The sequence below is a fragment of the Streptomyces sp. TSRI0107 genome, assembly GCF_001905845.1.
Lineage (GTDB): Bacteria > Actinomycetota > Actinomycetes > Streptomycetales > Streptomycetaceae > Streptomyces.
On record NZ_LIVZ01000002.1, the window covers coordinates 463148 to 475178 of the forward strand.

Here is a 12031-nt window from a genome sequence, read left to right on the forward strand (position 1 = left end):
AGGGGGAAGCTTCCCTAAATCCCCCCGTTACGTGTCCCCCGACGCGCTGGGCTCTCGAGGTCTCGCATCAACGTGCAAGATAACAATGCCCTCGTTGCCGATGCCACGAATTAACCGCCGGGCGGCCCGCAGCGCTGACGGGGCGTCAATCGACCCTAACACGACCGCGTCAACAACCGGCCGGTAGAGTGGCGTTGACCAGCGGGACCGTCACAGTACAGAATCCAGACCAGGTTCCGGCCACCGACCGACACGCCATGCGTCCGCGTTGCGCGGCACAGATCTCGGAAATCATCCGGTCACGGGGGGTGGCGGGTGCCGGAGCAACTGTTTGCCGTACCCATGGGTCTGGCCAATGAGGTGCGGAACAGGTGTTGTCCATCACATACGGGGGGAGTGCAGTAGCCCTGCACAGCATGCATGCAATCGTTGCCGCGGTCGCAGGCGCCTCTTCCTGTCGGCTCTTTTAGGGGTGTTCTGAGTGAGTAACGATCTGCGGTCGACGATCCACGACATACTGGTCGACGACCTCGAGGTGGATGCCGAGTCCATTGCCACCGATGTGCGTCTCGACACACTGGAATTGGACTCTCTCGCGATCGTCGAGTTCATCACCCGGGTCAAGGAGGAGTTCAACGTCGACCTGGCCGACGAGGAAAGCGCCCTGAAGGACAAGACCTTCGGCGAACTGGTCGAACTCGTGGATGCCCGACTGGGCTCGTCATGACAGCTGGATTTCCCGCCGCGGTCACCGGGGCGGGGCTGATCACCCCTGCCGGGATCGGAGTCGACGAGACCTGGCAGTCGGTGCTGAAGGCACCCGCACTGGCCACCAAGGACGCTGCGCTGGAAGGCACCGGCGCGCCTTACTGCCTGCGGGTACCGGAATTCGGTTCCGACGTCCTGTCGGGCCGGGGAACCGCGAACACGGATCCCTTCATCCGTTACGCCCTGGTCGCGGTCGGCGAGGCGATCCGGCGGTCCGGGCTCGACCCGGACACCTGGGACGGCACCCGGGTCGGCCTGGTCGTCGGCACCGGGATCGGCGGCGTCGGCACCCTCGTGCAGGCGCAGGACCGGTTCGCGGCCCGGGGCGCCGAGGCCGTCTCGCCGTACATGCATCCCCGCGCGCTGCCCAACATGGCGGCGGGCGCGGTCGCCCTGCGGTACGGCGTCAACGGACCGGCCCACACGGTCGTCTCCGCGTGTGCCTCCGGCGCGGTCGCCATCGGCGTCGCGCGGGACCTGCTGCGCGCCGGGACCTGCGACGTGGTGATCGCCTGCGGTACGGAAGCGGGCGTCGTGCCCGTGACCGTGAGCGGCTTCGCCCGGATGGGCGCGCTGTCCAAGCGGGACGACCCGACCGCGTCCCGCCCGTTCGCGGCGGACCGCGACGGGTTCGTCATCTCCGAGGGCGCCGGGGCCGTCGTACTGGAACGGCCCGAGAGCGCGGCGCGGCGCGGCGCCGAGGAACTGGGCCGGGTGCTCGGCTACGGCTGCACCACGGACGCCCACCACCTGGTCGCGCCCCGCGCCGACGGCTTCCACGCGGAGGCCGCCGTACGCCAGGCGCTGCGGGACGCCGGCCTGGACGCCGAGGCGATCGACCACGTCAACGCCCACGGCACCTCGACCCCGGTGAACGACCGCATCGAGGGCGAACTGGTCAGGCGGCTCTTCCCGCACAACCCCTCGGTGACCGCGCCGAAGGGCGTCCTCGGGCACACCCTCGGGGCGGCGGGCGCCATCGAAGCCGTACTCGCGCTGTGCACCCTGCGCGACGGAGTGGTCCCCGCGGTGGCCCACACCACGGCCGTCGACCCGGAACTGGCCGGTCTCGACGTGGTCCTGGGCGAGGCGCGCGAGGAGCGGCCCTCGTACGTGCTCAGCAACTCCTTCGGCTTCGGAGGGCACAACTGCGCTCTGGTCCTGGGGCGTTGACGACCGTGCGCACATCAGGGCCGCGGGGCCCGCAAGTGGAAGACGGCAGCGGATGCCACTGATCAACGGGGACTTATTCATGACCGACGAGCGCGTGGCCACACTGACCACGCTGCTGGCCGAGCCCGACTTCGCCGAGATCCGGCCCGAAGGGCAGAGCCTGTACGACTACAGCGTCACCACCCTGCGCCGGGCCCTGCGCATCAACCGGGCCGGCGTCACCGCGAACTCGATGTGGCTGGGGCGGGGCGAGCCGTCCGAGTTCCCCGACTTCCTGCGCGCGATGGGCTGGATCGGGGCCTACGACGCCTCCCTGCTCAACGTGCTGGTCTCCCACCAGATCGCGGGGGACGCCTGCCTCAGCCACGCCGACCCGGCGCAGCTGGAGCGCTTCGCGCCGGAGATCGACAGCATGGAGCGGGTCTACTGCTTCGCCTCCTCGGAGCTGCACGCCGGCTCCGACCTGACCCGGATCGGGACCACGGCCACCTACCGGCACGCCGACCGCTCGCTCGTCCTGCACACGCCGGAGCCGGCGGACAGCAAGGTGTGGATCGGCAACAGCCTGCACACCGGGGACGTGGCCATGGTGCTGTGCCGGCTGCGGGTCGGCGACCGCGACGAGGGCCACCACTGGCTGCGGGTGCCGCTGCGCACCGACGGCCGCCTGAACCAGGGGGTCTCCGTCCAGGGCGCCGAGCCGAAGGGCGGCGTCGAGGCCAACCAGACCGGAATCATCCGGTTCGACCAGTGCGTGCTGCCGCTGTCCGCCCTGATGGGCCGCTGGGCACGCATCGACGAGCAGGGGGTCTACCACTCCCCCGTGCGGCGGTACCGCCGGTTCGACGAGTGCCTGGCCACCTTCACCCATGAACGGCTCTTCCCCAGCATGGCCGCGGCCATGGCGCAGCGGCTGGCGTGCGCCATCACCACCCGCTTCGCGGCCGTCAAGCGCACCTTCGGCGCGCCGCTGCTCGGCCACGCCCACTACCGCATGCGTCTGCGCACCGCCGCCGGCCGCGCCCTGGCCGCCCGGCACGCGCTGGAAGGCCTGGTCGAACAGGCGGTCCGGCGCGTCGGCACCCGGCACCCCGCCGAGGACCGGTTGCTGCACGCGCTGATCACCTGCGCCAAGACCGGCAGCACGGGAGACGCCCGGCTGACCCTCGCCGACACCAGGGAACTCTGCGGCGGGCTCGGCTACCACCGGCTGAACCAGATCTCGCCGCTCCAGCACGACTACGAGATCGCCGTCACCTTCGGCGGGGACAACACCGTCCTCGGCTACCAGGCCTCGCGGTTCGCGCTGCGCGAGCGCGAGGACCTGGCCGCCGTCCTCGACGACGCGGTCCGCGAGACGGCCGACGGCGGGACCGACCCGGACACCCGGTTCCTCGTCACGGCGCTGCGCCGCCTCTGCGACGTGCTGCTGGACGAGGTGGACAGCGAGGGGCCGGGGGCGGCCAGCACCGCCTGGTCGCGGGCCGTCCACCAGACGCTGGCGGCCGGCCGCTGGGCCGGGCACACCGGCGGCCCGGCCGGGCGGGGACTGCTGCGGCACTACGCCGCCGGCTGTCTGCTCGAACACGGCATGACCGGGCTGCGGGCGGGTGTGCTCACCCCGGACGACCTGCTGCGGGCCGACCGGCTGCGCGCGGAGGAAGGCGCGGCGGAACTCCCCGCCGACGAGCTGCTCGCGCTGCTCGACGTGCCCGAGGCGCTGGTGCGCGCCCCCATCGCGTACGACGACTTCGCCGAACGCCACCTGCGGCGGGCCGCCACCCCACATGGCGTACCGGGCGGCGAGGGCGTGGCCGTCGCGGTCACGGCGTCCGTCTGACACCGATCCGGAAGGATTCCCCCCACATGGACGACGTCCGCGCAGTGGTCACCGGCATCGGGAGCTGTCTGCCTCCTGACGTGGTGTCGAACGACGACCTGTCCAAGGTGCTGGACACCTCGCACGAGTGGATCCACAGCCGCACCGGCATCGCCCGGCGCCATGTGGTGAAGCCGGGCGTCAGCACCGGCGACCTGGCCACGGCGGCCGGGGCCGCCGCCCTGGAGTCGGCCGGCCGGCGCGCCTGCGATCTGGTGCTGCTGGCCACGACCACCCCGGACCAGCCCTGCCCGGCCACCGCCCCGCAGGTCGCCGCCCGGCTGGGCTGCGCCGGGGTGCCCGCCTTCGACCTGGCGGCGGTGTGCTCCGGATTCGTGTACGGGATCGAGACGGCGTCCGCCCTGATCCGCTCGGGGCTGTACGAGACGGTGCTGCTCATCGGCGCCGAGACGTACTCGACGATCGTCGACCCCACGGACCGCAACACCGCGGTGCTCTTCGGCGACGGCGCGGCGGCCGTGGTGCTGGAACGGGGCCCGGCCGGCACGCCGGGCGCGGTGCTGCACACCCGGCTCGGCAGCGACGGCACCCGGCCGGACCTGATCACCGTGCCCGGCGGGGGCTCCCGCGCGCCGCGCCCCGGTCCGGACGGCCCCTCCACGTACTTCCGCATGGAGGGCAAGGAGGTGTACACGCGCGCGGTGGCGACGATGACCGCCTCCGCCCGTGAGGTGGCCGAGGCGGCGGGCTGGCGGCCGGAGGAGGTCGACGCGTTCGTCGGGCACCAGGCCAACGCGCGGATCCTGCGTGCCGTGGCCAAGCGCCTCGGACTGCCCCGGGAGCGCGTCGTCTGCCACATGGGCGAGGTCGGCAACACCGCCGCGGCGTCCATTCCCCTCGCCCTGTCCTGGGCGGCCTCACGCGGCGACCTGACAGCCGGCGACCGGGTACTGCTGACCGCCTTCGGCGGCGGCCTGACCTGGGGCTCGGCCGCCATGACCTGGCCGCAGGTGCGACCGGTGACCGCCTTGGAACCGGCGTCACCGGCGCTCTGACCACCTACCCGGAGCGGACCGGGCCCGTCAACGCGGTCCGCCGGGCTGGGGAGAGGAGACGGGGCGCGCGTCGCCGCTGTCCGCGCCCAGGCCCGCGAGCAGGCGCAGCCCGTCCTCGGCGGGGCTGCCGGGGGCCGCGGACAGCACCAGCAGCTCCATGCCTGATTCGTCCGGTGGTGCGAAGTTCTCCTGGTGCAGTTCCAGCAGTCCGACCAAGGGGTGCCGGTACGCCTTGCGTCCATGGGTGCGGGCGCGCACGTGCGCGCGGGCCCAGAGCCGGCGGAAACGCTCGCTGCCCATCGCCAGCTCGCCGATGAGTGACGCCAGTTGGGGGTCGTCGGGATACTTGCCAGCGGCCAGGCGCAGGTGCCCGACCACGTCGAGGGTGCAGTTCTCCCAGTCCGCGTAGAGGCCTCGCTCGGCCTCCTCGAGGAAGATGTGCCGGGCGGTGTTCAGGCCAGGTATCGGCCGGCCGTAGAGGAGCCCGGCGAGGCGGTTCCCGGCGAGCACGTCCATGCGGTGGTTCATGATCAGCGCGGGTGCGCCGGCGACCAGGTCGAGCAGGCGCAGCAGTTCGGGCCGGACCCGCCCGCCCGGCGCCTTCGCGCGGCGGCGGCGCTGCCGGGCGAGCCGGTGGAGGTGCCCGCGTTCGGTCTCGTCGAGGCCGAGGACGCGGGCGAGGGCGTCCAGGACCTGCTCGGAGGGCTGGGTGGCGCGGCCCTGCTCCAGCCGTACGTAGTAGTCGACGCTGACTCCGGACAGGTGCGCGACCTCTTCGCGGCGCAGCCCCTCGACCCGGCGGCGGCTGTCGGTGGGGATGCCGACGGCCGCCGGGTCGACCCGGGAACGCCGGGTCCGGAGGAAGCCCGCGAGATCGTCCATGCCCCCAGTATGGCCGCGGTACGGCCCGTGAAGGTGGTCCTGCCGTTACCAGGAAGTCCCGTCCTACGGAACAGGCGTCCCTGAACGCCGGGCGCCGCGGCGCCCAGGATCGAAGGCATCCGATCCGAAGGAGTTCCCGTGAAGACGCTGATCGTCCACGCCCACCCGGAGCCGAAGTCGCTCAACAGCTCGCTGAAGGACCTCGCGGTGTCCACGTTGGAGACCGCCGGTCACGAGGTACGGGTGAGCGATCTGTACGCGATGAACTGGAAGGCGGTCGTGGACGCCGCGGACTACGGCCCCAGCGCCTCGCGCCCGCTGAAGGTCGCCCTGGACTCGGGCCGGGCCTTCGACGCCGGGACGCTCACCCCGGACGTCGTCGCCGAGCAGGAGAAGCTGCTGTGGGCCGACACGGTCATCTTCCAGTTCCCGCTGTGGTGGTACACGATGCCCGCGATCCTCAAGGGCTGGGTGGACCGGGTGTTCACCTACCACTTCGCGTACGGCGTCGGCGAGCACAGCGACACCAAGTACGGCGAGCGCTTCGGCGAAGGCACCCTCGCGGGCCGGAGGGCCCTGCTGTCGGTGACCGCCGGCGGCCCGGAGTCGCATTACGCCGCTCGTGGCATCAACGGCCCCATCGACGACCTGCTGTTCCCGATCCACCACGGCATCCTCTACTACCCGGGCATCGAGGTGCTGCCGCCGTTCGTGCTGTACGGCACCGACCGGATGACCGGCGAGGACTACGCGGACGCCGCGAAGGCCTGGCAGCAGCGCCTGCTCACCCTGGAGTCGACCGAGCCGATCGCGTTCCGGCGGCAGAACTCCGGCGACTACGAGATCCCCTCCCTGCAACTGAGGGAGGGCCTGGAGCCCGCCGGCCGCACGGGCTTCGGGCTGCATGTGCGCGGCTAGGAAGCAGACGGCCCCGGGCCGGCCGGCCGCCCTGGTCGGCGTTTTCACTGGTGCCGGAAGCCCTGCCGTGTCGTGTCCGCCGCCGGGGCCGTCGTGGCAGTCCCTGGTGGCCGCCCTGGACACGGCGGCGCGCGCCGTGGAGAGGGACCTGGCGGCCCGGCACCGAGCACCCGGCCCGGGCGGCTACGTGCCGAACACCGCCAGCGAGAGCCACAGCGCCACGGTGGCGGCGGCCAGCGCGGCGGGGACGGTGAGGGCGCCGAGGAGCGTGAACTGCTTCACCTGGACGTCGTGGCCGTGCGCGTGGGCGATACGGCGCCACAGGAGGGTGGCCAGGGAGCCGGCGTAGGTGAGGTTGGGGCCGATGTTGACGCCGAGGAGGACGGCGAGCACCGCGCCGGGGCCGGAGGGGGCGGCGAGCGGGGCGAGGGCCAGGACGGCGGGGAGGTTGTTGATCAGGTTCGCGAGCAGCGCGGCCAGGGCGGCGGTGCCGAGCAGGGCGGGCAGGGACGCGCCGTCGGGGAGGAGGCCGCCGAGAACCGCGCCGAGACCGTTGTCGACGACGGCGCGGACGACGACGCCGAGGGCCAGGACGAAGGCGAGGAAGGGCAGGGCGGCCGAGCGCACCAGGGCGGCCGGGGTGGTGTGCCGGCGGGCCAGCGCCCGCCCCGCGAGCACGGTGGCGCCGGCTGCCGCGGCCCAGGCCGGGTCGACGCCGGCGACCGAGGCCACGCCGAAGCCGGCGAGGGTCGCGGCCACGGTCAGCAGCGGGAACAGCGGCAGCTCGACCGGTTCGGCGTCCCGCTCCGGCGTGCCCGGGGCGGCCAGGTCGGCGGCGAAGAATCGCCGCAGGACGGCGTACTCGACGGCGATGGCGGCCAGCCACGGCAGCAGCATCAGCAGCGCGAAGCGGGTGAAGGTCAGGCCGGTGGCGGTGAACGCCAGCAGGTTGGTGAGGTTCGACACCGGCAGCAGCAGCGACGCCGTGTTGGACAGGTGCACGCTCGCGTAGGCGTGCGGACGGGCGCTCGTGCCCATCCGGGCGGCGGTGGCGAAGACGACCGGGGTGAGCAGGACGACGGTGGCGTCCAGGCTCAGGGCGGCGGTGATCACGGAGGCCAGCGCGAAGACGGCGCCCAGCAGCCGCCGGGGCCGCCGCCGGGCCCAGCGGGCCATCCAGGTGCCGCAGGCATGGAAGAGCCCTTCGTCGTCGCAGAGCTTGCCCAGGACGAGGGCGGCCGCCAGGAACCCGATCACGGGCCCCAGGCGGACCGCCTCCTCGTGCACGTGGTCCGGTGGTACGGCGCCGACGACTATCAGCAGGACGGCGGCGGGTACCGCGAAGACCGCCTCCGACCGCCCGAAGGGGCGGACGACGGCGCAGACCAGCACCAGGATCAGTGCGGCGACCGACAGGAACTCGAACAGCATGCCTTCGATGATCCGGCACCCGGCCGGTGCCGCCGCACGCCGGTGGTGCTTACCCGGTGTTCCGTGCCTGCGTCGACGAGCCGGGTGGCCGGGCAGGAGCCGAACGTGGCGCGGGCCGGCGGTCATGCGTCCGGGCCCGCCCACAGCGCCTTGACGTCACCCGGCATGTGGCGGGGCGGCGGGCCGGGCCTTGCCTGTCGGAGGAGTAGACCCTGGCCATGTGGTTGCCGAGGGGTACGTGGACGAGCGCCAGGGCCGCTGTCAGCGCGAGCAGCTGGAGCACGCCGGCGAGGACGGGACCCATGTCGCCCGCTGCGGTGGCAGCTGATGTCACGGTCAGAACCTCTCCGAAAAGAGCAGGGCGAGGACGAGATAGCCCAGCAGGGAAACGGCCACGACCAGGCCGACGACGTTCTCGGCGGTCACAGCTTCGTCACCCCCTTGGCGACGAGAGCCACCAGCGCGAAACCCGCGAGCGTGACGAGAACGAAGGCCGGATCGGCGACGTGCGCGGTCGACGGCGGGGCTTCCCGGGGACTTGCCCGAGGACCCGGTGGCGTTCCTGAGACGCGGCGTCCAGAAACCGCGGACGCGACGGCAAGGCGGCTCGGCGCCGGCGCGGCATCATCGACGGGCAGTCAGCCCGCCGCGACGGACACGCCCGCCACCGGGCCGACCTTCCGACCGCTCTTTCCCGCCCCGGCCGAGGGCCGCACCAAGGATGATCAACATGGACCGTCTGGACGTCATCGACACCTGCAACCGCATGGCCTGGTACGCGGACCAGCGCGAATGGGACGCTCTGGCCGGCGTGTTCGCCGACAAGGCGACACTCGACTACACCAGTCTCAACGGCGGCGAGCCCGTCACCCTCACCCCGGCGCAGATCGTCGAGGGCTGGCGGACGGGCCTCGGCGTGTACGCCGCCACCCAGCATCTCCTCGGCAACCACCTGGTCACGGTCGACGGCGACGGGGCGGTGTGCACCGCCACCTTCCAGGCCACCCACCGCAAGGCGAACGGCTCCCTGTGGACGCTGGGCGGCACCTACCGCTTCGACCTGGCCCGTACGGGCGGTGGTTGGCGCATCACGGGCGTCGTGATGACCACGGTCTGGAGTGACGGAGAGCGGTGAGGCGGCTTCGGACGCGGCCGTCCACCCCGCGTCGGCATCGTCGACCGACCGACCAGCACAACCAGTTGGAGTACTGATGACACACTCGAGCAAGGTCACCTTCGACAGCGACGGCGTCGCCCTGACCGGCAACCTCTTCCTTCCCGAGAGCACGGGTGACGCGGGCCCGCTGCCGGGGATCGTGGTCGCCGGCACGTGGACCAGCGTCAAGGAGCTGATGGCCGACCGGTACGCCGAGCGGCTGGCCGCTCGCGGATACGCGGCGCTGTCCTTCGACTTCACCGGCTTCGGCGAGTCCGGGGGCGAGCCGCGAGACGTCGAGGACCCGGCCCGCAAGCTCCGCGACATCCATCACGCGCTCACCTTCCTGGCCGCGCAGGAGGCGGTCGACGGCGACCGGCTGGGCGCCCTCGGGATCTGTGCGGCCGCGATGTACATGTCCGACAGCACCGTCCACGACCCCCGGGTCCGCTCGCTCGCGCTCGTCGCCCCCTGGCTGCACGACGCCGCCGTCTGCGAGGCCGCCTACGGTGGCGCGGAAGCGGTCGCCGAGCGCATCAAGACGGGCAGGGAGGCCCGCGCCCGCTACGAGGAGACCGGCGAGGTCGAGTACGTACCGGTGGTCTCGGCCACCGACGAACGCGCGGCCATGCCGTACGACATCGACTTCTACCTCAACCCCGCCCGCGGCGGCATCCCGGCGTGGCCCAACCGCTTCGCCGTCATGGCGTGGGCGGACTGGCTGACCTACGACGCCATCGCCCTCGCCCCGCGGATCGACCGGCCCACCGTTCTGGTGCACAGCGAGGACGCCGCGATCCCCGACGGTGCCCGCCGCTTCCACGCGGGTCTCGCCGGACCCAAGGACATCCTGTGGACGCAGGGCACCCAGTTCGACTTCTACGACTCGGAACCTCAGGTCACGATCGCCGTCGACACGGTGGCCGCCCACTTCGACCGGACCCTGTCATGATCCTCGTCACCGGGGCAACCGGAAACGTGGGCGGAGAGGTCGTCCAGGCCCTGGCCCGCGCCGGAGAGCCCGTACGCGCCCTGGTCCGCCGGCCCGCCGACGGTCTGCCGCCCGAGGCCGGCCAGACCGTCGGAGACCTCGACGACCCCGACTCCCTCGCCTCGGCCCTCGACGGCGTACGGGGAGTGTTCCTGCTCCCCGGCTACCGCGACATGCCCGGGCTGCTGGCCCGCATGCGCGGTGCCGGGGTGGAACGTGTCGTCCTGCTCTCCAGTTTCGCCACGGTCGCCACCGACACCCGCAACGTCCTGTCCGAGTACATGATCGGCTCGGAGACCGCGGTCAGGGAGTCCGGCCTCGCCTGGACGTTCCTGCGGCCCAACGCCTTCATGTCGAACGCGCTGCGCTGGCTGCCGCAGCTGCGCGCGGGCGACGTGGTCAGGGACGCCTTCGGCACGGTGCCGGTCGCCGCGGTCGACCCGTACGACATCGCCGCCGTCGCCGTCCGCGCCCTGCTCGACCCCGGCCACGACGGACGCGTCCACGAGCTGAGCGGTCCCGAACCGCTGCTGCCGGCCCAGCGGTTGGCCGTCCTGGCCGAGGTCCTCGGCCGTGACCTGCGCTTCCATGCGCTGTCGGACGAGGAGGGCCGGGCCGACATGGCCGCGGCGGGCGTGCCGGAGCCGTACATCCAGGCGTTCTTCAGCTTCTACGGCGACGGCACCCTCGACGAGTCCAAGGTCTACCCGACCGTCGAACAGGTGACGGGCAGGCCGCCCCGCACATTCCGCCAGTGGGCCACCGCTCACCGGGCTGCGTTCCCGCGGTAGTCGCGTGGTGAGAGCCCGTAGGCGGCTCGGAAGGCACGGGTGAAGTGGGAGGCGCTGGGCATACCCCACCGGGCGGCGATCACGTGGATGGGGCTGGTGCGCAGCGAGGGGTCCGCCAGGTCGGCGCGGATCCTCTCCAGCCGCTGCGAGCGAATCCAGGCTGCGACCGTCTCGCCCGGGGACTGCTCACCGAAGACGCGGTGCAGGTGGCTGAGGGAGACGTGGTGCGCGGCGGCGATCGTTCGCGGGGTCAGCTCCGGGTCGGCCAGGTGCTGCTGGATGAAGATCCGGACGCGTCTGGCCAGCACCTGGTGCCGGGTTTCCGGCGACAGGGCGGCCTCGGCGCCCAGGGCGTGGGCGAAGAAGGCGGAGACCAGTTCCAGGGTGACCGTGCCCAGGCGGGGCGCGTCGGCCGGCCGGAGGGCACCGGCCTGCCGGTCGAGTCCGGTGAGGAAGTCCGCCAGGAGCGCTCCTGAGCCCTTCCGCACCAGCAGCCCGCGTCCCAGAAGCCGCTCGACCTGGTCTGTGGGCAGGGGCAGCAGGGTTCTGGGCAGGTCCACGCCCACACCGGCGACGACGCCGGGCCTGCCGTCGGCCGTCGGACCGGGGGCGTACTCCTGTGACGCGCACGCCTGCCAGCTGGAGTCCACGAGGAGACCGCCGGGGCCGACCGTGGCTGTCCCCCCGCGCTCCTGGTCCAGTGTCAGCTCGCCGTCGGTCAGCAATGACAGGTGGTAGAGCTCGGGGTCGTGCCGGCGGATCCTCCGCGAGCTCCGCCGGAAGCGCGCGGGCGAGAACGACGTCCGCCATACGGTCACCGGCCCCAGTTCCATGACACGTAATTCCGCCCGGAAGTCGGCGGCATGGGGACTGGTGGTGTCGTTCGCGCGGCTGTGGCCGATCAACTCCCGCCAGCGGTCGAACCGCTCGTCGGCGGGGACATCCTCGCTGCGGAACTCCGTCCCGATCACCGTGGCACTCTCCGTACTCCGCCCTGAGGGGCACGTGCTTGGGGTGAGGGGCGGG

At 72.5% G+C, this 12031-nt stretch carries 12 protein-coding genes; 8 read left to right on the forward strand and 4 right to left on the reverse strand.

What is annotated here, in order from left to right:
- Positions 1–481: 481 nt before the first annotated feature.
- The 4 genes from AMK31_RS06030 to AMK31_RS06045 all read left to right on the forward strand — a co-directional run bounded on the left by AMK31_RS06030 (position 482) and on the right by AMK31_RS06045 (position 4836).
- Positions 482–727 (forward strand): acyl carrier protein, encoded by a 246-nt coding sequence (locus AMK31_RS06030; RefSeq protein ID WP_073939327.1) that lies wholly within the window; start codon positions 482–484, stop codon positions 725–727.
- On the forward strand, positions 724–1941 hold the full coding sequence (locus tag AMK31_RS06035) for a beta-ketoacyl-[acyl-carrier-protein] synthase family protein (RefSeq protein WP_073939328.1): 1218 nt from the start codon (positions 724–726) through the stop codon (positions 1939–1941). The genes AMK31_RS06030 and AMK31_RS06035 overlap by 4 nt, the downstream gene beginning before the upstream one ends.
- Positions 1942–2020: 79 nt before the next feature.
- Positions 2021–3781, forward strand: coding sequence for an acyl-CoA dehydrogenase family protein (locus AMK31_RS06040; RefSeq protein WP_079186740.1), 1761 nt, complete (start codon positions 2021–2023; stop codon positions 3779–3781).
- 26 nt (positions 3782–3807) lie between these two features.
- Positions 3808–4836, forward strand: a complete 1029-nt coding sequence (locus AMK31_RS06045; RefSeq protein ID WP_073939330.1) for a beta-ketoacyl-ACP synthase III — start codon at positions 3808–3810, stop codon at positions 4834–4836.
- A gap of 27 nt (positions 4837–4863) precedes the next feature.
- On the opposite strand, the gene AMK31_RS06050 is transcribed toward AMK31_RS06045, so the two are convergent.
- Entirely contained in the window at positions 4864–5718 is an 855-nt protein-coding gene (locus AMK31_RS06050) for a helix-turn-helix transcriptional regulator (RefSeq protein WP_073939331.1), read from the reverse strand.
- Positions 5719–5856: 138 nt separating this feature from the next.
- Between AMK31_RS06050 and AMK31_RS06055 the strand changes: the two genes are divergently transcribed.
- The gene (locus AMK31_RS06055) at positions 5857–6636 is read left to right on the forward strand and encodes an NAD(P)H-dependent oxidoreductase (protein ID WP_073939332.1); all 780 of its coding nucleotides are present in this window, start codon (positions 5857–5859) and stop codon (positions 6634–6636) included.
- Between the two features lie 183 nt (positions 6637–6819).
- Here the strand turns inward: AMK31_RS06055 and AMK31_RS06060 are convergent, their stop codons facing one another.
- Both AMK31_RS06060 and kdpF read right to left on the reverse strand, forming a co-directional pair.
- Positions 6820–8067: an SLC13 family permease gene (locus AMK31_RS06060; protein WP_073939333.1), complete on the reverse strand. Its 1248-nt coding sequence runs from the start codon at positions 8065–8067 to the stop codon at positions 6820–6822.
- A gap of 336 nt (positions 8068–8403) precedes the next feature.
- Positions 8404–8493 carry a K(+)-transporting ATPase subunit F gene (kdpF, locus tag AMK31_RS06070; RefSeq protein WP_073939335.1) on the reverse strand — a complete coding sequence of 30 codons (90 nt, stop codon included), beginning with the start codon at positions 8491–8493 and terminating at the stop codon, positions 8404–8406.
- Between the two features lie 304 nt (positions 8494–8797).
- Between kdpF and AMK31_RS06075 the strand changes: the two genes are divergently transcribed.
- From AMK31_RS06075 to AMK31_RS06085, 3 genes are all read left to right on the forward strand, one after another.
- Positions 8798–9202 carry a nuclear transport factor 2 family protein gene (locus AMK31_RS06075; RefSeq protein WP_107468533.1) on the forward strand — a complete coding sequence of 135 codons (405 nt, stop codon included), beginning with the start codon at positions 8798–8800 and terminating at the stop codon, positions 9200–9202.
- Between the two features lie 76 nt (positions 9203–9278).
- Complete coding sequence (locus AMK31_RS06080; RefSeq protein ID WP_073939337.1) at positions 9279–10175, forward strand: alpha/beta hydrolase; 897 nt, start codon at positions 9279–9281, stop codon at positions 10173–10175.
- Positions 10172–11005 (forward strand): NAD(P)H-binding protein, encoded by an 834-nt coding sequence (locus AMK31_RS06085; RefSeq protein ID WP_073939338.1) that lies wholly within the window; start codon positions 10172–10174, stop codon positions 11003–11005. The genes AMK31_RS06080 and AMK31_RS06085 overlap by 4 nt, the downstream gene beginning before the upstream one ends.
- Here AMK31_RS06085 and AMK31_RS06090 read toward each other — a convergent pair.
- Entirely contained in the window at positions 10981–11976 is a 996-nt protein-coding gene (locus AMK31_RS06090; protein ID WP_073939339.1) for an AraC family transcriptional regulator, read from the reverse strand. The two genes, AMK31_RS06085 and AMK31_RS06090, sit on opposite strands and share 25 nt — an antisense overlap.
- Positions 11977–12031: the final 55 nt, after the last annotated feature.

Excerpts from the sequence above, each read along its gene's own strand:
- AMK31_RS06040 (WP_079186740.1), top strand. The coding sequence starts at position 2,021 with ATGACCGACGAGCGCGTGGCCACACTGACCACGCTGCTGGCCGAGCCC.
- AMK31_RS06075 (WP_107468533.1), top strand. The coding sequence starts at position 8,798 with ATGGACCGTCTGGACGTCATCGACACCTGCAACCGCATGGCCTGGTAC.
- AMK31_RS06035 (WP_073939328.1), top strand. The coding sequence starts at position 724 with ATGACAGCTGGATTTCCCGCCGCGGTCACCGGGGCGGGGCTGATCACC.
- AMK31_RS06050 (WP_073939331.1), bottom strand. The coding sequence starts at position 5,718 with ATGGACGATCTCGCGGGCTTCCTCCGGACCCGGCGTTCCCGGGTCGAC.
- AMK31_RS06080 (WP_073939337.1), top strand. The coding sequence starts at position 9,279 with ATGACACACTCGAGCAAGGTCACCTTCGACAGCGACGGCGTCGCCCTG.
- AMK31_RS06060 (WP_073939333.1), bottom strand. The coding sequence starts at position 8,067 with ATGCTGTTCGAGTTCCTGTCGGTCGCCGCACTGATCCTGGTGCTGGTC.
- AMK31_RS06045 (WP_073939330.1), top strand. The coding sequence starts at position 3,808 with ATGGACGACGTCCGCGCAGTGGTCACCGGCATCGGGAGCTGTCTGCCT.
- AMK31_RS06085 (WP_073939338.1), top strand. The coding sequence starts at position 10,172 with ATGATCCTCGTCACCGGGGCAACCGGAAACGTGGGCGGAGAGGTCGTC.